Source organism: Stenotrophomonas sp. 115C5 (assembly GCF_056861055.1).
Genome location: NZ_JBSPUQ010000006.1, coordinates 1 through 24,070, shown reverse-complemented (window position 1 = coordinate 24,070; position 24,070 = coordinate 1). Strand labels below are relative to the sequence as shown.

Here is a 24,070-nt window from a genome sequence, read left to right as displayed (position 1 = left end):
CCTGTATAGTTATGACCGTATTCCACCCCCATCAGGTTCTCCCATGGCTTTGTCCCAGCCCTTGGCCGGTGCTCCGGCCCTGTCGCGTGCCCGTCGCTGGGCACTGTTGTTCACTGTCGCCGCCGGCCTGCTGCTGGTCACGCTCGACAACTCCGTGCTCTACACCGCACTGCCCACGCTGACCGAGGAACTCTCGGCCAGTGCTGGCCAGGCGCTGTGGATCATCAATGCCTACCCGCTGGTGATGGCCGGCCTGCTGCTGGGCGCCGGCACGCTGGGCGATCGCATCGGCCACCGCCGCATGTTCCTGATCGGCCTGGTGGTGTTTGGCGTCGCCTCGCTGGCAGCGGCGTTCGCAGCCAGCGCAGCGCAGCTGATTGCCGCTCGCGCGTTCCTGGCGATCGGCGCCGCGGCGATGATGCCGGCCACGCTGGCGCTGATTGGCCTGAGCTTCCACGAAGAACGCGAGCGCAACATCGCCATCGCGATCTGGGGTTCGGTGGCCATCGTCGGTGCGGCGCTCGGCCCGATCATTGGCGGCTGGCTGCTGCAGCACTTCTGGTGGGGCTCGGTGTTCCTGATCAACGTGCCGGTGGTGGTGGTCGCGTTCGTGGCCACGCTGCTGCTGGCGCCGGAAGGACAGCGCGACACCTCGCGGCCATGGGACCTGGTGTCGTCAGTGCTGGCACTGGCTGCACTGTCCGGCCTGGTGCTGGCGATCAAGTCGTTGATCGCTACGCCGCCGTCGTATGCGCTGGGCGCAGGCGCGCTGCTGCTGGCCGTCGTCAGCGGCGCGGCGTTCGCACGCCGCCAGCAGCAGCTGCCGTACCCGCTGCTGGACTTCGCGATCTTCCGCAACCCGGCGTTCCTGGCCGGCACGCTGTCGGCGGTGTTCACCCTGTTCGCGATGGCAGGCCTGCAGTTGGTCACCACCCAGCGCTTCCAGCTGGTGGCGGGTTTCACGCCGCTGCAGGCGGGCCTGCTGGTATCGGTGGCGGCGCTGGGCAGCCTGCCCAGTGCGCTGCTGGGCGGCAGCATCCTGCACCGGGTGGGCCTACGCCCGCTGATCTGCGGTGGCCTGGCCGCAGGCGCGTTGGGTGTCGGCGTGGTGGCCTTTGGTTTCCCGCACGGCCTCGGTTGGGTGGTCGCGGGTATGGCCATCACCGGCTTCGGCATGGGTTCGGCCATCTCGGTGGCGTCCACTGCCATCCTCAACAACGTGCCGGCGCACCGTGCGGGCATGGCCTCGTCGGTGGAAGAAGTGTCCTATGAGTTCGGTGGCCTGCTGGCGGTGGCGATGCTGGGCAGCCTGAGTGCCGCGATGTACAGCGCGTTCCTGCCGGTCTCGGCCGATATGCCCGCGCTTGCCCGTGAGGGTTTCACCCAGGCGCTGCATGTCGCGCGCGAGAGCGGGCAGGGCGAGTGGTTCGCGCTGGCTGCGGCGGCGTATGACCGCAGCTACCAGATCGTGCTGCTGGTGATCACTGTGGTGCTGGTGATAGGTGCGGCGATCATCGCGCGCCTGCTGCGCGGCCGCGTCGGCAGCCGCGAGGGCGCGGCCGATCGCGTAAAATGAAGCGATGAGAACCAGCAAGCGCGATCGCATCCTCGACGCCGCCGTCAACGTGATCAATCGTGACGGCGTGCGCGCGGTGACCTTCGAGTCGGTGGCGGCCGAGGCCAAGCTGACCCGTGGCGGCCTGCTGTACCACTTCCCGTCGCGCGAGGCGCTGTTGCGCGGCATCGACGAGCACCTGGTGCAGGCATGGGAAACGTCGATGGAAACGCTGCTGGGCAAGCGCGCGGATGAAGCGACAGCACTGGAGCGCTACCAGACCTTCGTGCGTGTCTCGGCGCAGAGCGCCACCCGTGCCGAACTGATGTTCATGCTCGAATCGGCCGACCCGGACGCCGAAGAGCGCCCGTGGGGACCGGCGGTGCGTCGCTGGGCACCGCTGCCGCCGGAGGCGGGTACAGGGGAAGACAGCGCGGCGCTCGACAATTTCGTGGCGCGGTTGGCGGCCGATGGCCTGTGGATCTACGAGGCGATGTACGAAGGGCAGCTGGATGAAGGCGTACGTGCCCAGGTTGCCGAGCGCATCGCCGGGCTGTTGGCGAAGTCTGATGGGTCACCGCACTTGTAGCGTCGAGCCATGCTCGACTGCTCTTCGGTCAGGCAACGAAAACCCCGCGCCTCGCGCGATAGCTGACCCGCGGTCGACTCTACCCCTTACCCATTTACCCAGCCTGCGCTGCGCTCGCGGCCAACCACGCCCGCGGCGAGGCCCCCAGCCGCTTTCGGAACGCCTTCGACAGCGAGGCGGTATCGGCAAACCCCACCTCGATCGCCACCTGCTTGACCGCTACGCCGGCCCGCAGTTGCGCGCAGGCCAGGCTCAGCCGCCAGTCCAGCAGGTAGCTGGCTGGCGTTGCCTGCATCACGTCCTTGAACAAGGCCGCGAACGCGCTGCGCGACATGCCGGCAGTCGCGGCCATGCGCGGCAGCGTCCATTCGTCCTGCGGCGCCTGGTGCATCGCCACCAGCGTACGGGCCAGCCGCGCATCGGACAGCCCCCGCATCAACCCATGGCTGACTCCGGCCGTATCCGGGTGGTCCACCACCCAGCGCAGGATCTGGATCAGTGCCACCTCGAACAGGCGGTTGGTCAGCAACCGGGAACCGCAGCGCTGGCGATCGGCCTCGGCGAACAGCAGGTGCAGGGTGTCATCCAGTTCGCCGATCGCGGCCAGTGGCACCACCATCACCGGTGGCAGTGACTGCACGATCGGATTGCGCGCGCCGCCATCGAAATCCAGCGTGGCGCAGGTGAAATCCGGACCATCCAGCGGTGCATTGAAGAACACATGGTGCAGCGGCTGCGGATACAGCAGCAGGCTGGGTGTGTCGATCTTCAACCGGGGCAGCGCGATATCGCCGTCGGGATGACGGACCTCCATTTCACCCTGGCGCAGGATGTGCAGGAAGGCACGACCGGGCTGCGGCTCGAAGACATGGCGCCCGCACAGCGGACCGCTGTGGAACAGCGCGGCCTGCACCCGGAAGCGCTCCAGCAGGGAGGAGAGACGGTCGGGTGGGGAGGTGTCGGTGGGCGCGCTCATGGATGAATGGACAACATGTGTGGCTGATTTTGCCTGAATCGTCCAGCGAGTCTACCTAGGATGAGCGGGTCGTCCAATCCCGGGCGCTTTCCCAAGGAGATCCACCATGTCCCGTGTCCCCCTGATCGATGCCGCCAACACCACCGCCGACCGCCAGGCCCTGCTGGGTCAGGTCCACGCTGCCTTCGGCGCCACCCCGGCCATGTTCCGCGCCGTGGCCAACTCGCCAGCCGCCCTGCAGAGCATGTGGGGTTCGTTCGGCGCGCTGGGCGGCGGTCGCCTGTCGCCGCTGCTGGGCGAGCAGATCGCCGTGGCCATTGCCAACCGCAATGCCTGCGAGTATTGCCTGGCCGCACACACCGCGCTGGGCCGCAAGGCGGGTGCCAGCAGCGAGCAGATGGCGGCCGCGCAGATCGGCCAGTCCAGCGATCCGGCCACTGCCGCTGCCCTGGATTTCGCGCTGAAGGTGGTTGAGCAGCGTGCGCAGCTTGCCGACGGTGATGTGCAGGCGCTGCGTGCCGCCGGCTTCGACGATGAGCAGATCGTGGAGATCCTCGCCCATGTGGCGCTCAACCTGTTCACCAACTACGTCAACGTGGCGTTCGACGTGCCGGTGGACTTCCCGAAGGTGGCGTTGCGCTGAGATGCGGTTCGGCCCGGGGGCAGTGGGCCGCCCGGGGCCGGTAGGAAGGGGCAGGCGGCGTGGTGCGGCTCTACCTGTCGTCTGCCCGCAGTCGCTCGGGGTGCGTATAGACATTGAATCCGCTCTCCCGCGCGAACCCGACCAGGCACAGGCCTGCACTACGGGCAAGGTCGATCGCCAGCGCGGTCGGTGCCGAGACAGCAGCCAGTACGCTGACGCCGGCCCGTACGGCTTTGCTGACCATTTCGTAGCTGGCGCGGCTGGAAATCACCAGCAGCCCCCCCTCGATCGTGTGTTCATTGTGATGCAGTGCGCCGATCAACTTGTCCAGCGCATTGTGGCGACCGACGTCCTCGCGCACCCAGCCGATGCGGCCGCTGGCATCGGCCCAGGCGGCGGCGTGGGTGGAGCCGCTCACCGCATTCATCGGCTGATGCTGCACCAGCGTGGCCAGCGCCCGTTGCAGGGCTGCTGGCGGGTAGGTTCGCCGTTCGCGCACCTCGGGCAGCGGCCGCAGCACTTCCTCCAGCTGACGCGTGCCGCACAGGCCGCAGCCACCGCGGCCGGGCAGCAGGCGCCCGTTGGCCGGATCCAGGTCGGCACCGGGTGCATCCTCGGTCACGGTCATCTGCAGCTCGATGCCTTCCAGTTGCGGTCGTACCTCGATGGCCAGCAATTGGGCAGGCGTAGCGATCAATCCCTCGCTGAGCGAGAACCCCAGCGCGAAGTCCTCCAGGTCGCAGGGCGTGGCCATCATCACTGCGAAGGCGGCGCCGTTGTAACGCAGCGCCACCGGCACTTCTTCGGCAACCACATCGACCAGCGGCTGTTGCCCCTCGCTGCGCCAGCGCTGCAACGGGCGCTGGGCCGTGCCGGCAGGCGGGGTGTGCGATGGAGGCGAATCAGGCATGCAGCGCGTCCGGACAAGGGAGATATGCAGGTGGTGGACCACCCGCTGCATCGAGAATAGCGCAGTGGCCACGCGCTGACGCAGGTGTAACCGTTGTCATGGCAGGCTGCGCTGAAAACAGCGTGCACCCACTGGCGAAGCGGCGTGGGCCGTGCTTGACTGTGGGGCTGGCCGTGCCATCGAACGCGCCGCCGGACCGCGTTGTGCCGATTGTTGCTGCGTTCCTCCCGCCAGGTTCCCGAACATGTCCGAGCAGAAACCGCCGCGTTACAAGCCCTACAACCAGCCCGCCGGTGGGTGGGGTGCCGCCGGCGCCACCGCCAAGGTACTGCTGCAGCAGAGCGTGATCGGCAAGGGGTCGAAGGCGCTGCTGGCGATGAACCAGCCGGGCGGCTTCAAGTGCCCCAGCTGCGCGTTTCCCGACGCCGACGAACGCAAGAAGCTCGAGTTCTGCGAGAACGGCGCGAAGGCACTGGCCTGGGAAGCCACGCAGTTCCGTGCCGGTCGTGAGCTGTTCGCCCAGCACACCGTGACCGAGCTGATGGCGCAGACCGACTACTGGCTGGAGATGCAGGGCCGGCTGACCGAGCCGATGCGCTACGACGCGGCGACCGACCACTATGTGCCGTGCAGCTGGGACGAGGCCTTCGCGCTGATCGGCCGCCACCTGCAGGCGCTGGACAGCCCGCACCAGGCCGAGTTCTACACGTCCGGACGCACACCCAACGAAGCCGCGTTCCTGTATTCGATCTTCGTGCGCGAGTTCGGCACCAACAACTTCCCGGACTGCTCGAACATGTGCCACGAGCCGACCAGCCGGAGCCTGCCGCCGGCCATCGGGGTGGGCAAGGGCACGATCGTGCTGCAGGATTTCGAGCACGCCGAGGCGATCTTCGTGATCGGTCAGAACACCGGCACCAATTCACCGCGGATGATGAGCAACCTGGTCGAGGCGCGCAAACGCGGCATCCCGATCGTGGCGGTCAATCCGATGCCCGAGCGCGCGCTGATCCGCTTTGCCGAGCCGCAGGACGTGGTGCAGATGGCCACGTTCGGTTCGACCGAGATCACCAGCGAGTTCGTGCACATCCGTATCGGCGGCGACCTGGCTCTGATCAAAGGCATGATGAAGGTGATGTTCGAGCGCGAGGCGCAGGGCGAGCGCGTGCTCGACCATGATTTCCTGTCAGAACACACGGTGGGGCTGGAGGCGCTTCGCGAAGACGTGATGGCGCAGGACTGGGACGAGATCGTGCAGGTGTCCGGCATTTCGCAGGCGCAGATCCGACGCTGTGCGGAGATCTACATCCGCTCCAAGGCCACCGTGATCTGCTACGGCATGGGGCTGACCCAGCACCAGTATGGCTCGCGCCTGCTGCAGCAGGTCGCCAGCCTGCTGATGCTGCGCGGCAACTTCGGCAAGCCCGGTGCGGGCATCGGGCCGATCCGTGGGCATTCCAATGTGCAGGGCGACCGCACCGTCGGCATCGACGAGAAGCCCAAGCCGGCCTATCTGGACCGCGTGCAGCAGGTGTTCGGCTTCGACCCGCCGCGCGAGCATGGCCATCATGTGGTCGAGTCCATCGAGGCGATGCTGGATGGCAGCGCCAAGGTGTTCATCGGCCTGGGTGGCAACTTCATCCATGCGGTGCCCGATACGCCGCGCGCGTACGAGGCGATGCGTGGGCTGGACCTGACCGTGGGCATCGCCACCAAGCTCAACCGCGGCCATCTTGTTCATGGCCGCGATGCGCTGATCCTGCCGGTGGTGGCGCGCTCGGAGCGCATCGTTACGCGGGCAGGCGAGCAGTTCGTCACCATCGAGGACGCGATGTCCAATGTGACCGCCTCGCGCGGCGTGCTCGAGCCGGTCAGCGCCGATGTGTTGCCCGAGGTCGAGATCGTCTGCCGCATGGCGATGGCCGCGCTGCCGCACAGCAAGGTCGACTGGGCAGGCTGCATGCACGATTACGCACCCATCCGTGAGCTGATCGCGGCCGTGTACCCGGAGATCTACACCGGTTTCAACGAGCGCATCCAGCAGCCGCATGGCTTCCACCTGGACATTCCGCCGCGCCGCCGCGTCTGGCCCACGCCCAATGGCAAGGCCAACATCCTGGTGATGCCAGGCCTGGACGTGGATGCGCCGGTGGACGATCCCGGAATGCTGCGGCTGGCCACGGTGCGCTCGCACGATCAGTACAACACCACCATCTACAGCTACAACGACCGCTATCGCGGCGTGTACAACGATCGCATGGTGCTGTTCATGAACATCGAGGACCGGCTGGCGCGCGGGCTGGACAAGGAAGCGCGGGTCAGCCTGGAGACGATCAGCGGCGATGGCGTGCAGCGGCGCATCGAGGGCCTGACCGTGCTGGACTACCCGATGCCGCGCGGCGCGCTGGCCGGCTACTACCCCGAACTGAACCCCTTGCTTCCGCTGGACTACTACGACCGGATCAGCGGCACGCCGGCGGCCAAGTCGATCCCGGTGCGGGTGCGGGCGATGGCCGCGGCGATTGCGTAGCGCGCGCATCGGCTATCATCGGCGTGTGAACCTGCCTGGCCTGCTGCTGCGATGGATGCTGCTTGTCGCCCTGGTGCTGAATGCACCGGCGCTGGCGCTCGCCGCGTCTTCGTACAGCGGCCCGGCCAGCCAGGACCATTGCGTTGCACCGCATTCGGCGGCCATGGCCGGATGCTGCGACGATGCAGCATCAACGGTCTGCCAGAGCAATGAGTGCGAATGCCCGCCGGCCAGCCTCGGCATGCTCGCCTCCCTGAGCAGAACGCCCGCCTCGCCATGGCGTGAGGCGCCTTTGCCAGCCAGCGCCCAGCAACGCGCACCGCCGCCGTTGCCGGATCCGCTACGACCTCCCATCGTGTGATTCCCTGCAGGCCTCAAGTACCTGCCATAGCTGCTCGACTCATTCTCGACTCTACCTGTGCCTTTGATGCGCAGGCAGCGGGCCGCGTTGCCCGCATCTGCAAAGGAATCAACACCATGAACCGTTCTCTCTCCCTCGGCCTGCTGCTGGGCACCGTGCTGGCCACCACCGCCTGCGCGCGTGCCGCCGAAGAATCCGCCGCCACGCCGGTTGCCAGCGAAGCCCCCGCGGCACCGATCATGGCCGGTCCGTCGCAGGTGGATCCTGCACTGCCCATCGCCATCGTGCACAAGACTGCCAGCTGTGGCTGCTGCGGTATCTGGGTCGATCACCTGAAGGCCGAAGGCTTCCAGGTGGATGTGCGCGACACCGACGACATGAACCCGATCAAGGTCCGCCTGGGTGTACCAGTCGGCAAGGCGTCCTGCCACACCGCCGAGATCGGTGGTTACGTGGTTGAAGGCCACATCCCGGCCGAGGACATCAAGCGACTGCTGGCCGAGCGGCCCGCAGCGCGCGGCCTGGTGTTGCCGGGCATGCCGGCCGGTTCGCCGGGCATGGAAATGCCGGATGGCTACGTGCAGCCGTATACCGTTGAGCTGGTACGTACCGATGGCACAACCGAGCCGTTTGCCCAGCATGGCCAGGGCGGCTGACACCCAGTGGCGGTGCCGGTCGGCCTGATCGGCACCATCCTACGCGGCCTGTGTAGAGCCGAGCCCACGCTCGGCTGTTTTCTTCCGGCAAGCCGAGCGTAGGCTCGGCTCTACAGGATCAGCGGTGTGCCGCAGATTCCTTGGCCAACTGCGCGTCGAACGTCTTCTCGGCCGCATCCGCGTAGGCGCTGCAGGTCAGTGCCTTGGCGCCGGCCTTGCTGCCGGCGGCATAGTTCCAGTTGCTGGCGCCAGGGTGCGGGGTCAGCAGCAGGTCGCAGGGCAGGCCACGCACGGTGGTGAAGCTGCGCTTGTAGTCCTCGATCAGGCGCGGATAACGCGGGTTGCCCTTCAACTGATACCCCGGTGCACTCAGGCTGTCGGCGTATGCGATGCGCACCGGCTTGCCATCGCGGGTGTCAGTCCAGGTCCAGGCGGTGCTGCCCGGGGTGTGCCCCGGCATGAAGTGCGCGGTGAATTCGATGCCGCCCACCGTGACCACTTCGCCATCCATGATGATGCGGTCGGCGCTGGTGGGCGGATAGGTGATGCCGTCGCCAAAGTGCAGGTCGTTGCTGCCGCCGCGCGCCAGCAGCACAGCCGATTCGGCGTTGGCCACCACGTGCGCGCCGGTGCGACGCTTGAGCTCGGCCACCGGGCCGGCGTGGTCGGCATGCGCATGGCTGAGCAGGATCAGTTGCAGGTCCTGCGGGGCCACGCCGCGCAACTTCATGTTGTCCAGCAGGTGGCCGGCCATCTGTGGCATGCCGCCGTCCAGCAGTACTGCGCCCTCGGCGGTCTGCACGAGCAGCGCGGTCAGGTTCCAGGTACCGATCTGCCAGGTGTGGTCGGCGATCTGTAGCGGCTCCATCGGCTGCAGCCAGGACGCATCCACGGTGTAGGCCCGCAGCTGCGGCAGTGGTGCCTCGGCGGCACTGGCGTGCGCGACCGGAAGAACAGCAGCCAGGGCGAAGGCGAGCAGGGAACAACGCATGGTTCACGTCCGTTTGAAGGAGGCCCAGAAACTAGCATGGGCCTCCTTCATCGCGTCTCGCATAGATTTCATGGCTCCCATAAGGGCGCCATGGATCAGTACCGGTACTGCCACCCCAGCGTCAGCACCCGGCCGCGGCCGGAGAAATAGCTCGGGTTCGATGGCGTGGTCTGCGAGTAGTAGCTGATGTACTGCTTGTCCGCCAGGTTCTGCACGCCCAGCGTGAAGGCATGCTTGTCCAGCGTATAGCGCGCGACCAGATCCAGAGTGGTGTAACCCTTGAACTCCGCCACCTGCGTGCCACGCAGGTCGAAGTCGCGGTCGAAGGCATGGCTGGCCTGCAGGCGGGTGCTGAGCTGCGGCGTCCAGCTATGTTCCCAGAACGCGGTCAGCCGGTTCGGTGCGATGTTCACACCAGCCAGGTCGCTGTCGAGGCGGCCGTCAACGTCGGCATCGTAGCGGCCGTTGGCGCGCGCATAGCCCAGGCCAAGCCGGCTGTCGCCCAACCGCAGGCGCAGGTTGCTTTCAAAGCCTTCCACGCGGGTGGCCTGACGCTGCACCGCATAGGCATCGATGCCCGGATCGTAGATCAGCACCGAGCCGAGCTTGGATTCGGAGGTGTAGTAGGCAATGTCACCGCTGAAGCGGCCATCGTCGTACTCCAGGCCGATCTCGCGGTTGTCCGACACCACCGGTGACAGGTCGATGAGGCTGTCCACGCCCTGGCCGTCGCGGTTGATCGCGCGCAGCACGCGGCCGACGTCGGCCACGGTGTAGCCCTCCGAGTACGAGGCATAGGCGTTCAGGCGGTCGTTGATGTACCAGACCGCGCCGAAGTTGGGCAGGGTCTCGCTCATGGTCGGTTTGCCACCGGCCACCTTGCGTGCGCCGTAACGGGGCAGGGTGGTGTAGTCACCCACCTCCAGCTCGCCCTTTTCGTAGCGCAGGCCGCCGGACAGCATCAGGTGATCGGTTGGCCACCAGTGCAGCTGCAGCAGCGGCGACAGGCTCTGGTAGGTGGTCTGCGGTACCCAGTTCATGCCGCTGGCCAGCAGCACCTGGTGGGTGCGGTCACGAAGGCCGTCCAGGCCCAGGGTCACGTCCAGCGTGGTGTCGGCGATGCGGGTCCAGCTCTGGGTCAGCTTGAAGCCGCGCTTGTCCGATTCGTTCTGGGTCTGGTCCCAGGCGGCATTGGCGCCGGTGTTGCCCCACGGGTCCCACTGGCTGGCGCCATAGCGGCCTTCGAAATCCACCGCGAAGGCCTGTGCCTGGAAACGGCCACCGAGCAGGTCGGCGGCGCTGTAGTCCACCGTCAGCGAACGCGAGCGGTTCATCGGTGGATCGAGCGGCGTATCGCCGGGGACCGAAATGGTCGGGCGACCGGTCCGGTAGTCACCGTTGATGGCCAGGTAATTGTCCAGCCCGCGCAGTTCGTAGCGGTTGGCCATCACCTGCAGGCGGTGGCCTTCGGCAATGTTCCAGCCCAGCTTGGCAAAGACGTTCGATGAGGTCGAGTCCATCAGCTCGCCCTGCGCGTTGGTGCCGATCGATCGGCCCTCGCCGTCGTGGTACAGGCCCTGCTTCTCATAGGCCAGGCCGGCGACCAAGTCGAACTGCTCGCCACGCACGCCCACCAGGGCCGAGCCGCGCTGGCCATTGTCATCGTGGCGGCTGGGCATGGCGGCGCTGTAGCTGACATTGGTGTCGAGCAGGAACGCACCCGGCTCGCTGGGCGCGCTGCGGGTGATGATGTTGACGATGCCACCGGTACCGCCGATGCCCTGCAGCGCGTTGGCGCCGTGGATGACCTCGATGCGCTCGATCATCGCCGGGTCGATGGTGTGCGAATCACGCGAGCCATCGCGCAGCGGCGTCGACTGCGGCACGCCGTCGACCATGTACAGGATGCCGCGGCCACGCATGGTTTCCCCGTAGTTGGACATCTTCTCGCGTGCCGGGGCAAACGCCGGGATCTGTGACGACAGCACCCGCGATACATCCGAACCCAGCGCCAGCTGCTGGGCGATGTCCTCGCGGGTCAGCACCGTGATGGTATTGGGCATGGCGGTCTCGCCCTGCGGCATGCGCGCGGTCGAGGCCGATACCGTGACGCGGGCCAGCGACGTCGTCGCGGCTGATGCCGGCGCCGATGACGCGGCGCGGGCCGAGGTGCGCGGCGTGGCCGGCGCTGGCGCAGCACTGACCACGAACACGCCCGGCGAACGTTCCTGCAGGGCCAGGCCTTGCCCGGCCAACAGTTGCTGCAGGGCCTCGCGCGGGGTGTAGCGGCCATCAACCGCCTGGGCGCTGCGGCCGCCTACGCTGTCGGCCGCGAACAGCAGCTGGATGCCACTCTGCCGGGCCAGCGAGTTGAGCGACGCCTGCAACGGGCCGGCCGGCAGATGCAGCTCGATGGGTGCGGACGCAGCGGTCTGCGCCGTGGCGGGCAGGGCTGCACACAGGCAGGCAGCGAGCAGGGTGGGGGCCAGCCGGCGCAGGGCGGCAGGCGGAACAGGGCGGGTCATGCGGGGGTCCTTCGGAAGGGTTCAAGCACTTGCCGGATGGGACGGCGCGCAACCCACCCTCGGTGTGGCATTCAATCGCGGGCGCGCAGATGCAGGCTGCCATCGGTGCCGGCATGCACCTGCACCGGCAGGATCTCGGGCAGCAGCGCGAGTACGGTCTCGGCGCGGTCGGCATCGAACACGCCCGACACCTGCAGGGGCCCCAGCGCTGGGTCGTCCAGCACGATGGGACGGTCGTGATAGCGCTGCAGGATGCGCAGGACCTCGCTCAGTGGCATGCGGTCGAACTGCAGGCGTCCGGTGGTCCAGTCCTCCTGCTCTGGATCGATGGCTTCCGGAGGTGACAGCGAACCGCGCTGGGCCAGCAGGCGCTGCCCTGGCTTCAGTCGCTGTTCGCTGTTGCCCTCGTCGACGCGTACGCCAACCTCGCCGCGCCACAGTGTCACCTCGCTCAGTTCACCCTGGCGGTCGACGTCGAACACCGTGCCGTAGTTGCGCACGTGGACCGGGCCGGCATCCACCTCGAAGCGCCGCCAGGCCGAGTGCTGCACCTCGAAGCGTGCCCGCCCTTGTTCCAGCAGCACCTGCCGGGAGCGCAGATGGCGGCGCACCTGCACGCGGGTGCCTGCATCCAGCTGCACCCGACTGCCGTCGGCCAGGACGAGTTCACGGCGTTCGCCGACGCCGGTCTGGTAATCGCGGACCTGCCAGGCCGGGTCGGCCACGAATACGGCACCGGCCAGCACCAGCAATACGGACAGTACCTGCTTCGCGCCGCCACCCCGGCGGCGCAGCGTTTCCGGGTCGGGCAGCGGAAAGCGTTGCTTCAGGGCATCCCGATGCTGGTCCAGGACCTGGTCGGTGGTGGGGATCTCGGGTGGCGGCGGTGGTGCAGGTGCAGGTGCATCGCTCATTGCAGCGTGCCCTGCTGGCGGCAATCGGCCATGGCCAGCCGCAGGTGACGCTCCACCGCCTTCAGGCCGATGCCCATGCGCTGCGCGACGTCGGCCTGCGGCAGCTCATGGATCTTGTGCAGGATGAAGACCTGCTGGCGCCGGCAGGGCATGCGCTCGATGGTGGCGCTCAGGCGCTGCAAGGCCTGCTGTCCCTGCGCCTGCTGCTCGGGGCCTGGGCGTGGGCAGGCGTCATCGGGCAGTTCGGCACGCGCCTCCACCCAGTGCCGGCGCAGATCCTCGGCGCGGCAGCGGTCCACCGCCGCATCGTGGGCGATTCGCCGCAGCAGCGCGATGGGTTGCCGTGCATCGTAGGCGGCGGGGCGTTCCAGCAGCCGCACGCAGACATCGTGCACCACTTCACGGGCCAGCCCTGGCGAACGGAAACGACAGCGCAGGTACTCCACCAGTTCCTCGTAGTGGCGCACCAGCGAGGACACCAGCGGCAGCGCAGGAGGGTGTGGGGAAGGCAGCTGGGACATCCGGACCGGAAGCAAGGACAAAGGGCGGGCACGGGGAGGGCATCCCTGCGCGATGACGCAATACTAATGGGAACCGTTCGCGTTTGCTATGTGGTTCGGGGATCGGGATTGTTCGGCGAGGCTGGAGAGTGAAACCACGATCATCGGCTGGAGCGCAGAATCGGCCGCGGCTAGCCTGCCAGCAGGCTCAAGGAGATGGACCATGCACGTGCTTCTGGTGATGGTGGGTGGGGTGCTGTTGTTGGGGGTGTTCCTGCTCTTCGGGCGGCTGTGGAGCGTAGGCCAGTCACAGCTGCCCACGGCCCTGATCGCGTTCATCGCCACCTGGCTGCTGGTGACGGTGGCCAACATGTGGGTGGGCGTGAGCAGGGCCGGCTACGCCGTCCGGGAGGAGCTGCCGATCCTGCTGCTGGTGTTCGCCGTGCCGGCCTTGCTGGCCGCTCTGCTGTACTGGCGCTTGGCGCGCTGAAGGACGGCCATGAGCACACGACTGCGACTGCCTGCCCTGCGCCAGCGCGATGGCCACCACGCCCGCGTGACCTACGAAGAGCTGTTCTTCGACCTCGTCTACGTGTTTGCGGTTACCCAGCTCAGCCACCATCTGCTGCATCACCTGGACCTGGCCGGCGTCATGCAGACGCTGGTGCTGTGGTTCGCGGTCTGGCTGGGCTGGCAGTACGCCTGCTGGGTCAGCAACTGGTTCGATCCGGAGGCGCCACGCATCCGCAGCCTGTTGTTCGTCACCATGCTGCTGGCGTTGCTGATGTCCTCGTCCATTCCCGAGGCCTTCGCTGAACGCGCCTGGGTCTTCGCGGGGGCCTACGCCACCATGCAGGTCGGGCGCACGGTGTTCGTGCTGCTGGAGGTCGGGCGCAACCATCCGCTGGCGCCCAATTTCCGCCGCATGTTGGCGTGGGTGAGCGTGTCGGCCTGCTTCTGGCTGGCAGGCGCTGCTGCCGAGGGCAACCTGCGCCTGGCCTTGTGGGCGGTGGCGGTGGCCTGCGAGTACATCTCGCCGATGTTCGGCTTCGCGTTTCCGGGGTTGGGCCGTTCGCACACCCGCGAGTGGACCATCGAAGGCGGGCACCTGGCCGAGCGTTGCCAGCTGTTCGTCATCGTCGCCCTGGGTGAGACGTTGCTGGCCACTGGCGGCGTGCTCAGCGAGGTCGAGCACTGGAGCGGCGATGTGGTCTCGGCGGTGCTGGCCACCTTCGCCGGCACCATCGCCATGTGGTGGCTGTATTTCGGCATCTCCAGCCGCGATGCCACCGCGGCGATCACCCATTCCGAGGACCCCGGGCGGATGGGGGCCAACTTCCACTACGTGCATGCGCTGCTGATCGCCGGCATCATCGCCACCGCGGTCGGCAACGATCTGGTCATGGACCATCCTGGCGCGGCGGTGACCCCGGTCTACGCTACGGTGCTGGTTGCCGGGCCGTTGATCTACCTGCTTGGCAGCGCCTTGTACAAGCGCATTGTGTACGGGCGCGCCCCGTATTCGCATCTGGTCGGTGCAGTGGCGTTGGTCGTGTTGGGCGTGGTTTTGCCGCACACCCATCTGCTGGCCGCTGGCTGGCTGACCAGCGCGGTGCTGCTGGCGGTGGGCTTGATGGATACGCAGTTGAAGCGTCGCCTGCAGCGCGCATGATCCGCACGCGCCGTTGCCGGACTTGCGCGGGCGGGCGATGAGAGTAGCGTTGTCGGCACCCCCCCTTTGAACCGGGAGCAGCACTTCATGCAGAACCTGCCGCAATGGTTGTTGTGGGCCGGACTGTCTGCCGTGTTCGCAGCGCTGACCGCGCTGTTCGCCAAGGTTGGCGTCAAGGGCGTCGACTCGGACCTGGCCATGGCGATCCGCACCCTGGTGGTGGCCGCGGTGATCCTGCCGCTGGTGGTGGTCACCGGCAAATGGTCCAATCCCTTGCTGCTGCCGGGCCGCACCCAGCTGTTCCTGGTGCTGTCGGCACTGGCCACCGGCGCTTCATGGCTGTTCTATTTCCGCGCGCTGCAGAGTGGTGAGCTGGCCAAGGTCGCAGTGGTCGACAAATTCAGTGTGGTGCTGGTGATCGTGCTTGCCTACCTGCTGCTGGGCGAACGTCCGACGCTGCGGGAGTGGAGCGGCATCGGCCTGGTGGTGGCCGGGGTGATCGTACTGGCGACGAAGAAGTAGCGGCGTTCAAACCCATCGACGAGGGAGAGCAGGATGCAGGGCGAAGCGCGCGGTACCCACGTGTAGAGTCGACTGTCAGTCGACTAATGCGCAAGGCGTGAGGTTTCCCCGTCCGGACGAACAGCAGTCGACTGCCAGTCGCCTCTACCGGCTCCGATGCGTTCACGCAGTACCTGCCTGCAGGCGGTCATACATCCGCACCAGGTCCACCAGGGTGCGCGCGCCCATCTTGCGCATCACCTGTGCGCGGCGCACCTTCACCGTGATCTCGCTGACGCCGAGGTCGCCGGCGATCTGCTTGTTGAGGCGGCCGCGTACCACGCCGTCGACCACCTCGCGCTCGCCGGCATTGAGGGTATCCCAGCGCAGCTGCAGCGCGCCGAGTGCCTCGCCGTCGCGGCGCCGCTGGCGGTCGATCTCGATGCCCTTGTGGATGGCATCCAGCAGTTCCTGGTCGCGGAAGGGCTTGGTCAGGAACTCGATGGCGCCGTCCTTGATCGCGTTGACGCCCATCGCAATGTCGCCGTGGCCGGTGATGAACACCACCGGCAGCTGCAGACCGTGACTGCCCATCGTGCGATGGAATTCAAGCCCACTCTGGCCGGGCATGCGCACGTCCAGCACCAGGCAGGCCGGCGCATCTTCCAGTTCGTGTTCGAGGAAGGCCTGGGTGGAAGTGAACGCCCGCACCTGCAGGCCCATTGAGGCCAGCAGGTCTTCCAGTGCGGCGCGCACCGACGGATCGTCGTCGACTACATAGACGATGGGTGCTGGGTCGATGGCAGGGGCAACGGGCTTACGCATGTTGAACGTCCGTGGCGATGGGCAGGTCGAAGACGAAACAGGCGCCGCCGCCTGCTGGCCGTTCGGCGCGGATCTGGCCGTCGTTGGCCTCGATCATCGAACGGCTCAGGCTGAGGCCCAGGCCGAGCCCATGTGATTTGGTGGTCCAGAAGGCATCGAATACACGCTCGGGATGATCGGCGGGCAGGCCGACGCCGCGGTCGCGCACGCTGAGACTGACCCGCTGACCGTCACGTCGGGTCAGCAGCGACAGGCGGCGGTCGGCTGGAGGCACGGCTTCCATTGCGTCCACCGCATTGAGGATCAGGTTGCCGATCACCTGCTGCACCTGAACACGATCGGCCTGCACCGGGGGCAGGTCGGCATCCAGCAGCAGGGCCACGGCCACACCGTGCTGGTCCAGTTCACTGCGTGACAGCGCCAGCATTTCCTCCACCGCCTGGTTCAGGTCGAAGGCGCGCCGTTCCGGTGCCGCGCCCTGTGTGAGTCCGCGGATGCGGGCGATCACGTCACCGGCACGGTGCGCGTCGGCCAGGATGCGGGCCACGGTCTGGCGTGCTTTGTCCACGTTCGGCGGGTCCTGTGCCAGCCAACGCTGGCAGGCCTCGGCACTGCTGGCAATGGCCGCCAGCGGCTGGTTCACTTCATGGGCGATGGAGGTGGTGAGCTCGCCCACGGTGGAAGCGCGCGCTACCCGCAGCAGGCGACCCTGTGCTTCCTGCACGGCGGCCTTGGCCGCTTCCATGTTCAAGGCGAGGTAGGTGGTGATGCCGATCACCAGCATGCCGATCACCGAGTTGACCAGGCCGATGCGGTAGGTGCCGAAGCGGGTCAGGAAGAAGCTCAGCCCGGTGAGTGCGATGCAGGCGACGGCCAGGGTGATGAGCCCGCGCGCGCTCAGCACGCGTGATGCGGCGAGGATGACCGCTGCGTAGAAGCAGGCTGCCGCGACCGCGTAATCGGTGACGGTATCGATCAGGAAGATCGCCGCCATCACGACGATCAGGGCCAGCAGCACCAGCGGGCGGCGGGGCGACAGCGATGGCATCGGGGAAGCTCCCGGGCGTGGGCGGAAAGGATAGCAAAGCCGGCATTGGTGGATGCCGGCCTTGGTCGGCGTGCTCCTGCGCGGTGGGTGCCGGCTCCTGGTAGGTGCCGACCGTTGGTCGGCACAGCACTTGAACGGCGGGGCGGTGAGGATTTGTGCCGACCAACGGTCGGCACCCACCAAAACGATGCACGGTGCGTCCGGAGTTCATGAGGTTGCCGGCCCGCGGCCGGCACTACTCTTCCAGGCTGGCGTTCCAGAACCCCTGCAGTACGCCGGGCGTGGTCGCCAGCGTGGCCAGTACCGCATCCAGTTCGCCGGCATCCACCGTGGTGGCATACAACACCGCTTCGATCTCCACGTCACGCTCTCCGAATGGGCGCTGGTCCACCGCGCGCACCGGGTACTGCGCCTGCTCAAGCAGCAGCAACAACCGGTCCAGTACCTCGGCCTGCTGCTCGCGCTGGCAGACCACGTTGATCGCATAGGTCGCCTCGCTGAACGCTTCCGGCAGCGGCTGCCGCTGGATGCGGTTCACCACCGGCCGCAGCAGGGTGTTGGCGGCCAGCACGAACACTGCCGCCAGCACCGCCTCGGGCAGCAGCTTGATGCCGGCACAGGCGCCGACTGCCGCCGAGCCCCACAGGGTGGCGGCGGTGTTCAGGCCGGACACCTGGGCGCCGTCCTTCATGATCGCGCCAGCACCAAGGAAGCCGACCCCGGAGATCACATAGGCCACCACATGCAGCGGCGAGGGTGGTCCGCCGTAAATGTCATGGAAGCGCACCGCCAGATCGACGAATACTGCCGCGCCCACCGCCACCAGCGTGTTGGTGCGAAGGCCGGCGGTGCGTTGGCGCAGCTGCCGCTCCAGGCCGATGATCGTGCCCAGCACGAACGCCACCGACAGGCTGATCAGCGAGCTGAGCGTGGCGCCGGCGTTGAACGTTGGCAGGTTGGGATTGATGTCCATTGTGTTTCTCCCTGGACAAAGCGGCGGGCGCTTACTGCCAGCCGTAACGACGGATGTAGAACCGCTTCAGCGCAGTGGTCAGTACCGCATAGCCGAACAGGATCGCCACCAGGAACGGCCAGTAGCCGGCCGGCAGCGCCTGCAGCTTGAAGTAGCCGGCCAGCGGGCTCATCGGCAGGGCCACGCCAATGGCCATGATCAGGCCGGTCATCAGCAGCAGTGGCGGCGCGGCGATGCTCTGCAGGAACGGCACCTTCGGCGTGCGGATCATGTGCACGATCAGGGTCTGGGTCAGCAGGCCGACCACGAACCAGCCGGACTGGAACAGGCCCTGGTCGGCCGGCGTGCGTGCATCGAACACGTACCACATCAGTGCGAAGCAGGTCAGGTCGAAAATCGAGCTGATCGGCCCGAAGAACACCATGAAGCGGCCGATGTCCGCCGGGTTCCACTTCAGTGGCTTGCGCACCAGTTCCTCGTCCACGTTGTCGAACGGAATGGCGATCTGCGAGATGTCGTACAGCAGGTTCTGCACCAGCAGCTGCAGCGGCAGCATCGGCAGGAACGGCAGGAAGGCGGAGGCCACCAGCACCGAGAACACATTGCCGAAGTTGGAGCTGGCGGTCATGCGGATGTACTTGAGCATGTTGTTGAACGTGCGCCGGCCCTGGATGACACCTTCCTCCAGCACCATCAGGTTCTTTTCCAGCAGGATGATGTCGGCGGCCTCCTTGGCAATGTCCACCGCGCTGTCCACGCTGATGCCGATGTCTGCCGCGCGCAGCGCCGGTGCATCGTTGATGCCGTCGCCGAGGAAGCCGACCACCTTTCCCTGCGCGCGCAGTTCGCGCACCAGGCGTTCCTTGTGCAGCGGCGTCAGCCGCGCGAACACGCGGTGGTGGTGCATTGCCCGCGACAACGCGCCGTCATCCATGCGCTCGATCTGCGGGCCGGTCAGGATGGTGTCGGCATCCAGGCCGACCTGGGCACAGACGCGGGCGGTGACCAGCTCGTTGTCGCCGGTGAATACCTTTACCTCCACGCCGTGTGCGGCCAATGCCTGCAATGCCTGCGCAGCCGATTCCTTCGGCGGGTCCAGGAAGGCCACGTAACCGACCAGGGTCAATCCGCACTCGTCGGCCTGCGAGTAGACGGTCTGGCTGGCCGCGGTCTCTTTCATTGCCACCGCCACCACGCGCAGGCCCTGTTCGTTCAGTTCCTCAGTGGTCTGCCTCACCCGCGCCAGGCGGCGCTCGTCCAGCGGCATATCCAGGCCGTTCTCGCGCACAGTGCTGCACACCGCCAGCATTTCCTCGACGGCGCCCTTGCAGATCAGCTCGTGATGGTCCTCCCGCTCGGACACCACCACGGACATGCGGCGGCGCTCGAAGTCAAACGGGATCTCATCCACCTTGTGGTAGTCCTGCGACAACCGCAGCGAGCTCTGCAGCTCCACGTGCTCCAGCACCGCGCGGTCCAGCAGGTTGATCAACCCGGTCTGGAAGTGGCTGTTGAGGTAGGCGAACGTCAGCACGTCTTCCGAATCGTGGCCGAACACATCGGTATGACGCTCCAGCGCGATCTTGTCCTGGGTGAGGGTGCCGGTCTTGTCGGTGCACAGCACTTCCATCGCGCCGAAGTTCTGGATTGCATCTAGGCGCTTGACGATCACCTTGCGCCGCGACAGCAGCACCGCACCCTTGGCCAGGGTGGAGGTGACGATCATCGGCAGCATTTCCGGCGTCAGGCCCACCGCCACCGACAGCGCGAACAGGAACGCCTCGGTCCAGTCGCCCTTGGTCCAGCCGTTGATCAGCAGCACGAACGGCACCATCACCAGCGCGAAGCGGATCAGCAGCCAGCTGACACTGTTGACGCCGGCCTGGAACGCGGTCGGCGCACGGTCGGTGGCGGTGCTGCGCAGGGCCAGCGTGCCGAAGTAGGTGCGGTTGCCCGTGGCCAGCACAACGGCGGTGGCGGTACCGGACACCACATTGGTGCCCATGAACAGCAGGTTGTGCTGTTCCAGCAGGCCGGCCAGGCCGTCGCCCGGGTGCGCGAACTTCTCCACCGGCAGCGACTCGCCGGTCATCGCGGCCTGGGCCACGAACAGGTCCTTGGCAGTCAGCACGCGGCAGTCGGCCGGAATCATGTCGCCGGCCGACAGCACGATGTGGTCGCCGGGCACCAGTTCGCGGATCGGCAGGTCCAGCAGGCGCGCCGGGCGGCGGCTGTGCAGATGGGCACCAAAGTACTGGTCGGCCACATCGGCGGCCTCGGTGCCGGGATTGCGACGCAGCACGCGCGCGGTGTTGCCGACCAGTGCCTTCAGCCGCTCGGCAGCACGGTTCGAGCGCCCCTCCTGCACGAAGCGGATCAGCGTGGACAGCAACACCATCGCACCGATCACCACGGTGGCCTTGATGTCCTCGGTCAGCCAGGACACCGCCGCCAGCACGGTCAGCAGCAGGTTGAACGGATTGCGGTAGCACTGCCAAAGGTGCCGCCACCACGGCAGCGGCTTTTCGTGATCCACCTCGTTGGGGCCGAGCGTCGCCAGCCGTTCCTCGGCCTCATGCGGGCTGAGGCCATCGACATGCGACCCCAGCGTGGCCAGCAGCTCGGCTTCCTCCTGCTGCGCGAGGGTGACCAGGCCGGTGGTGAGCGCGAACGGTGCTGCTTCGGCACTGCCCGGGCCAAATCCGGCTTCGGGCATCGCACGGCGGCGGAACAGGTTGCCTGCGCGACGGCTGCGCAGGAAGGCGTTGAACCAGGCGTTGAGCAGGCTCATGGGACTCTCCTCGAATGTCAGAGCCGGCCGGGGCCGGAACACGAACGGAACGGATGCAACCGATCAGGCGTGGCGCATGGCCAGCACCGCCGGCGACCACGGCTGCATGTGCAGGCGCTGGCTGCCACCGATGCACAGCGGCTTCATCGCATCACGCAGCGGATAGGGCAGATGACGCAGCACGGTGATGCGCTCGCTGATCGGCAGCAGCGACAAGGCGTCGGCCACTACGCGTGGCGAACCGAGCGACAGCGAACGGGCGAACATCACGGGGCCATGCTGCAGCAGCTGGCTGCGCAGGGCGGCGACATCGCGCTCGCCAATCAGGCGGCGCAGGGTGATGTAGAGGGTCTTGTAGGACATGGGGGTGCTCTCCAGGCAAACGGCGCCTGGCGGTCCCCCGTCACTCAGGCAGGCAGGGGCCGGCGGGCAGGCGCCAGGAACAGGCAACAAGCGGTCATCCGGGGCGCGGTGCGCCCGGCAGGGTCGGGGTCCATCTGCGTCTCCATGAGGGGAGGATGCCGGCCAGGATTGCCCTGGGCAGTGGCGCTATTGTCCGCCCCTGAATGGGGCAGGCCTAGAGGCTCGTGGGTTAGCCCGGCTATACCTTGGTATAGCCGGGCATGCGCAGCGCCAATCGAGGGCTCAATGATGGATCAATGCGAAGCGCTGGTCTGCTTGCATACGTCGTACTCGCCGCGGCTCAGCGTCTTGTTGCGGTCGGTGTCGCAGGCGTGCAGTCGCTCGGCCCAGTCCGGCGCGACGGCATCCACCTCGGCCAGCGTGACGATGCCGTCCTTGTCCTTGTCCAGCGATTCGTAGGCAGGGATGAGCCTTACTTCGGTCACGTCCTCGGCGGCCGTTGCCTTGCTGGCCTCCTGGGTCTTGGAACAGGCGCCCAGCAGCAGGCCCGCACACAGCGAGAGAGCGATGGGAAGGCAGCGATAACCGGTCATGGTGTGCTCCTGAGGAAAGGGCGAGCCACCGGTGCGGTGGCCACGGCCGGATCTTCTGCGCGGGGCTGTAAGCAGGCTGCGAAGAAGGGGACCCGTGGACCGTTGCCGGTGGGCCGCCATTCACCGGGCCGCGCAGCAGCGATTGCGCGGAGTCGACGCTACCCTCGAACGGTGGGATGCCGGCCAGCGGCCGGCACTACCATCTGCTCAGAAACGGTCGGCAAAGGCATCTGTCGCCCGCACCAGCGCATCGACCGTGGCCGGCTCGTTGGCGCTGTGGCCGGAGGTCACCATCTCCAGCCGCGCTTCGGGCCAGGCCTTCGCCAGGTCCCATGCGCTGCGCGGGGGGCAGATGATGTCGTAGCGCCCCTGCACGATCACGCCGGGCAGGTGGCGGATGCGATCGATGCCACGCAGCAACTGGTCGTGTTCCAGAAAGATGCCGTTGCGGAAGTAGTGCGCTTCAATACGGGCCTTGGCCAGGGTATCCAGCGGATCGTCGGTGGATTCGGCATCCACATCGTGCTGCAGGGTGGCGGCGTTGTCTTCCCAGCCCAGCCAGGCCTGCGCGGCTTCGATGCGGGTCGCTTCATCCGGGCCGTTCATGCGGCTCCAGTAGGCCGCGATCATGTCGCCGCGCTCGGCTTCTGGAATGTAGGCCTCGTAGCGGTCCCAGCGCTCCGGGAAGATCCAGCGCGCACCGCCGTTGGCCTCGGCAAACCAGTGGTTCTCGATCTCACGACCGAGGAACACGCCACGCACGATCAGGCCGGTGGTGCGCTCGGGATGCGCCTGCGCATAGGCCAGCGACAGCGTCGAGCCCCATGAGCCGCCGTAGACCAGCCAACGCTCGATGCCCAGGTGCTCACGCACCTTCTCGATATCGGCCACCAGATCCTGCGTGGTGTTGTCGCGCAGTTCGCCGAACGGTGTGGAGCGGCCGCTGCCGCGCTGGTCGATCAGCACGATGCGGTAACGCGCCGGATCGAAGAAGCGGCGATGGGTCGGCGAGATGCCGGCGCCCGGGCCGCCGTGCAGGTACACCACCGGAATGCCCTCCGGCGTGCCGCACTCTTCGATGTGCAGCGTGTGCAGATCGCTCACCTTCAGGGTGAACTCGCGGTAGGGCTCGATGGCGGGGTACAGGGTGCGCATGGCGGGGACCTCACAAGCAGGGGCGGCCAGCATACCCCCACCCGTGGCACCCGGCAGCGCTGGTTGCCTGCCCGGTGATGGAAATGCGCTTGCCGATGCGCATAAGCTTCGATGATGCAAGCAACCCCAACACGGATGTTCACCTTCGACCCCGGCCTCAGCAGTGGCGCGCGCGAGCTGCTGAAGTGGATCGCACTGCTGGCCATGACCGGCGATCACGTGGCCAAGGTGGTGTTCGGTGGCTACGTGCCAGTGGTCAGTGAACTGGGGCGCATCGCCTTTCCGCTGTTCGCGCTGGTGATGGCCTGCAACCTGGCCCAGCCAGGGGCCGACCTGCGCAAGTCGATGCGTCGGCTGGCGCTATGGGGGCTGATCGCGCAGCCATTGCACGCACTCGCGTTCGGTTCCTGGCTGCCGCTCAACATCCTGCTCACCTTTACATGTGCAGCAGTAGCCGTACATGCGCTGGCGAACAATCGGCCGGTGCAGCTGTTGCTGGCCGCCGGCGTGCTGCCGATGTTCGTGGATTACCAGTGGGCCGGTGTCGGCAGCGTGTTGCTGGCCTGGATCGCGTTCCGGCATGGAGCCTGGTGGCTGTTGCTGGTTGGGCTTGCAGCGGTGTGCTGGGCCAACCACAACGGCTGGGCACTGCTGGCCATTCCGGTAGTGCTGCTGGCGGCGCGGGTGCCGTGGCAGCTGCCGCGCTGGCGGTGGGCGTTCTACGGGTATTACGTGGGGCATCTGGCGTTGCTGGCGTTGGTTGCTCATCTGCTTGTGTAATGTCGGAACTGGCATGTCGCATGTCTTGAATGCCGGATGCGGTCAAGGAATGCGCGTCGCAGGTGGGGGTGAAGCATGCCGCCATCGGCGTGTGTAGAGTCGAGATCCTATGTTCGTGGTCAAGCCTGCTGGAAGCAGGCTTGACCGACCTTCAGCATGGCCGGATCGAAGTCTCGGCCGCTTTTGAACACGCCCCAGGCGATCCTGGCCAGCTTCCTT

22 protein-coding genes and 1 pseudogene are annotated in these 24,070 nt (G+C 67.0%); 9 read left to right on the top strand and 14 right to left on the bottom strand.

All coding sequences use genetic code 11. The features are described from left to right. The first annotated feature begins 43 nt into the window (after nt 1-43). Both AC13FN_RS09405 and AC13FN_RS09400 read left to right on the top strand, forming a co-directional pair. Entirely contained in the window at nt 44-1,576 is a 1,533-nt protein-coding gene (locus AC13FN_RS09405; RefSeq protein WP_482984696.1) for an MFS transporter, read from the top strand. A gap of 4 nt (nt 1,577-1,580) precedes the next feature. Beyond that, nucleotides 1,581-2,144, top strand: coding sequence for a TetR/AcrR family transcriptional regulator (locus tag AC13FN_RS09400; protein ID WP_043396110.1), 564 nt, complete (start codon nt 1,581-1,583; stop codon nt 2,142-2,144). A 94-nt stretch (nt 2,145-2,238) separates the two neighbouring features. On the opposite strand, the gene AC13FN_RS09395 is transcribed toward AC13FN_RS09400, so the two are convergent. Then, complete coding sequence (locus tag AC13FN_RS09395; protein WP_043396108.1) at nt 2,239-3,120, bottom strand: AraC family transcriptional regulator; 882 nt, start codon at nt 3,118-3,120, stop codon at nt 2,239-2,241. 106 nt (nt 3,121-3,226) lie between these two features. Here AC13FN_RS09395 and AC13FN_RS09390 point away from each other — a divergent pair, with 106 nt between their 5' ends. Beyond that, nucleotides 3,227-3,763 carry a carboxymuconolactone decarboxylase family protein gene (locus tag AC13FN_RS09390; protein ID WP_482984697.1) on the top strand — a complete coding sequence of 179 codons (537 nt, stop codon included), beginning with the start codon at nt 3,227-3,229 and terminating at the stop codon, nt 3,761-3,763. A gap of 70 nt (nt 3,764-3,833) precedes the next feature. On the opposite strand, the gene fdhD is transcribed toward AC13FN_RS09390, so the two are convergent. Continuing rightward, nucleotides 3,834-4,673: a formate dehydrogenase accessory sulfurtransferase FdhD gene (fdhD, locus tag AC13FN_RS09385; RefSeq protein ID WP_049437467.1), complete on the bottom strand. Its 840-nt coding sequence runs from the start codon at nt 4,671-4,673 to the stop codon at nt 3,834-3,836. A gap of 244 nt (nt 4,674-4,917) precedes the next feature. Here fdhD and AC13FN_RS09380 point away from each other — a divergent pair, with 244 nt between their 5' ends. Together AC13FN_RS09380 and AC13FN_RS09375 are read left to right on the top strand one after the other, a co-directional pair. Next, a complete protein-coding gene (locus AC13FN_RS09380) occupies nt 4,918-7,203 on the top strand; it encodes an FdhF/YdeP family oxidoreductase (RefSeq protein ID WP_482984698.1) in 2,286 nt (761 codons plus the stop codon). A 477-nt stretch (nt 7,204-7,680) separates the two neighbouring features. Beyond that, a complete protein-coding gene (locus tag AC13FN_RS09375) occupies nt 7,681-8,220 on the top strand; it encodes a DUF411 domain-containing protein (protein ID WP_482984699.1) in 540 nt (179 codons plus the stop codon). A 118-nt stretch (nt 8,221-8,338) separates the two neighbouring features. On the opposite strand, the gene blaL1 is transcribed toward AC13FN_RS09375, so the two are convergent. From blaL1 to AC13FN_RS09355, 4 genes are all read right to left on the bottom strand, one after another. Further along, nucleotides 8,339-9,211 carry a L1 family subclass B3 metallo-beta-lactamase gene (gene blaL1 / locus AC13FN_RS09370; protein WP_043396102.1) on the bottom strand — a complete coding sequence of 291 codons (873 nt, stop codon included), beginning with the start codon at nt 9,209-9,211 and terminating at the stop codon, nt 8,339-8,341. Between the two features lie 95 nt (nt 9,212-9,306). Further along, nucleotides 9,307-11,736, bottom strand: a complete 2,430-nt coding sequence (locus AC13FN_RS09365) for a TonB-dependent receptor (protein ID WP_482984700.1) — start codon at nt 11,734-11,736, stop codon at nt 9,307-9,309. A 71-nt stretch (nt 11,737-11,807) separates the two neighbouring features. Further along, nucleotides 11,808-12,650, bottom strand: a complete 843-nt coding sequence (locus AC13FN_RS09360) for a FecR family protein (protein ID WP_482984701.1) — start codon at nt 12,648-12,650, stop codon at nt 11,808-11,810. Continuing rightward, on the bottom strand, nt 12,647-13,171 hold the full coding sequence (locus AC13FN_RS09355; protein WP_313297083.1) for an RNA polymerase sigma factor: 525 nt from the start codon (nt 13,169-13,171) through the stop codon (nt 12,647-12,649). Before AC13FN_RS09355 ends, AC13FN_RS09360 begins: the two co-directional genes overlap by 4 nt. 202 nt (nt 13,172-13,373) lie before the next feature. Here AC13FN_RS09355 and AC13FN_RS09350 point away from each other — a divergent pair, with 202 nt between their 5' ends. The 3 genes from AC13FN_RS09350 (at nt 13,374) to AC13FN_RS09340 (ending at nt 15,344) form a co-directional block, all read left to right on the top strand. After that, the gene (locus AC13FN_RS09350; RefSeq protein WP_043396094.1) at nt 13,374-13,640 is read left to right on the top strand and encodes a hypothetical protein; all 267 of its coding nucleotides are present in this window, start codon (nt 13,374-13,376) and stop codon (nt 13,638-13,640) included. Between the two features lie 9 nt (nt 13,641-13,649). Next, entirely contained in the window at nt 13,650-14,822 is a 1,173-nt protein-coding gene (locus tag AC13FN_RS09345; protein ID WP_054171842.1) for a low temperature requirement protein A, read from the top strand. Between the two features lie 87 nt (nt 14,823-14,909). Beyond that, complete coding sequence (locus AC13FN_RS09340) at nt 14,910-15,344, top strand: EamA family transporter (RefSeq protein ID WP_071305278.1); 435 nt, start codon at nt 14,910-14,912, stop codon at nt 15,342-15,344. A 162-nt stretch (nt 15,345-15,506) separates the two neighbouring features. Here the strand turns inward: AC13FN_RS09340 and AC13FN_RS09335 are convergent, their stop codons facing one another. The 7 genes from AC13FN_RS09335 to pip all read right to left on the bottom strand — a co-directional run bounded on the left by AC13FN_RS09335 (nt 15,507) and on the right by pip (nt 23,071). Further along, complete coding sequence (locus AC13FN_RS09335; protein ID WP_478412588.1) at nt 15,507-16,148, bottom strand: response regulator transcription factor; 642 nt, start codon at nt 16,146-16,148, stop codon at nt 15,507-15,509. Then, entirely contained in the window at nt 16,141-17,196 is a 1,056-nt protein-coding gene (locus tag AC13FN_RS09330; RefSeq protein WP_043396080.1) for a sensor histidine kinase, read from the bottom strand. The genes AC13FN_RS09335 and AC13FN_RS09330 overlap by 8 nt, the downstream gene beginning before the upstream one ends. Nucleotides 17,197-17,431: 235 nt before the next feature. Further along, the gene (locus AC13FN_RS09325) at nt 17,432-18,169 is read right to left on the bottom strand and encodes an MgtC/SapB family protein (RefSeq protein ID WP_482984702.1); all 738 of its coding nucleotides are present in this window, start codon (nt 18,167-18,169) and stop codon (nt 17,432-17,434) included. Nucleotides 18,170-18,200: 31 nt separating this feature from the next. Beyond that, nucleotides 18,201-20,960: a magnesium-translocating P-type ATPase gene (gene mgtA, locus AC13FN_RS09320; RefSeq protein ID WP_482984703.1), complete on the bottom strand. Its 2,760-nt coding sequence runs from the start codon at nt 20,958-20,960 to the stop codon at nt 18,201-18,203. A gap of 63 nt (nt 20,961-21,023) precedes the next feature. Beyond that, the gene (locus AC13FN_RS09315) at nt 21,024-21,323 is read right to left on the bottom strand and encodes a hypothetical protein (protein ID WP_054171837.1); all 300 of its coding nucleotides are present in this window, start codon (nt 21,321-21,323) and stop codon (nt 21,024-21,026) included. Between the two features lie 293 nt (nt 21,324-21,616). Next, the gene (locus AC13FN_RS09310; protein ID WP_054171836.1) at nt 21,617-21,916 is read right to left on the bottom strand and encodes an EF-hand domain-containing protein; all 300 of its coding nucleotides are present in this window, start codon (nt 21,914-21,916) and stop codon (nt 21,617-21,619) included. Nucleotides 21,917-22,123: 207 nt separating this feature from the next. Further along, nucleotides 22,124-23,071, bottom strand: a complete 948-nt coding sequence (gene pip, locus AC13FN_RS09305) for a prolyl aminopeptidase (protein WP_478412585.1) — start codon at nt 23,069-23,071, stop codon at nt 22,124-22,126. A 114-nt stretch (nt 23,072-23,185) separates the two neighbouring features. On the opposite strand from pip, the gene AC13FN_RS09300 reads away from it, so the two are divergent. After that, nucleotides 23,186-23,851, top strand: coding sequence for a TraX family protein (locus AC13FN_RS09300; protein ID WP_482984705.1), 666 nt, complete (start codon nt 23,186-23,188; stop codon nt 23,849-23,851). Nucleotides 23,852-23,970: 119 nt separating this feature from the next. On the opposite strand, the pseudogene AC13FN_RS09295 reads toward AC13FN_RS09300, so the two are convergent. Then, a pseudogene (locus tag AC13FN_RS09295) lies at nt 23,971-24,070 on the bottom strand (IS110 family transposase); the annotation flags it as partial.